The 543-nt window shown below is 40.3% G+C and carries 1 protein-coding gene and 1 pseudogene; both read left to right on the forward strand.

Going from position 1 to position 543, the window contains the following annotated elements; translation table 11 throughout:
* Positions 1–393: DALR anticodon-binding domain-containing protein (locus CWB66_RS21695; protein WP_252371832.1), on the forward strand; the 393-nt coding region annotated here is incomplete at its 5' end.
* A 73-nt stretch (positions 394–466) separates the two neighbouring features.
* Positions 467–543: pseudogene (locus CWB66_RS23255) on the forward strand (early set domain-containing protein); the annotation flags it as partial.

Genomic DNA, 543 nt, shown 5'->3' on the forward strand with positions numbered 1-543 from the left:
GCTCTCCGAGTTAAAGCCGGAAGTCATTTCCGTACATTAGACGCCGCAGAATCGCTCGCAGCGGCTAATAAGCGTGTAAGTAATATTCTGGCTAAGAATGACATTACAAGCCAAGGCAATGTCGAACAGAGCTTACTCAGTGATGATGCTGAAAAAGTATTGGCTTCGCAAGTTGCAAAATTTGCCACTGATTTAGCACCACTGTACAGCGATGGAAACTACCAAGAGGCATTAAGCCAATTAGCAGGCATTCGTGAGAGTGTTGATAACTTTTTTGACAATGTCATGGTAATGGCCGACGATGAAGCGGTTAAGCAAAACCGTCTTGCGCTTTTAAGCCAGCTTAGCGGGTTATTTTTAGAAATTGCAGATATTTCTGTATTACAAAAATAACAGCTTATATCTATTTAAAAAGCCAGCATTATGCTGGCTTTTTAGTATTCACTGTATGCAAAGGATACAAATGATGATCTCTATAAAACGAATTTTAACGTTAGCAATGGCTGGGTTACTTACGGCCTGTACCAGCCAAATTTCGATTAA

This window comes from Pseudoalteromonas sp. S558 (assembly GCF_005886635.1).
In the GTDB taxonomy this organism is placed as follows: domain Bacteria; phylum Pseudomonadota; class Gammaproteobacteria; order Enterobacterales; family Alteromonadaceae; genus Pseudoalteromonas; species Pseudoalteromonas aliena.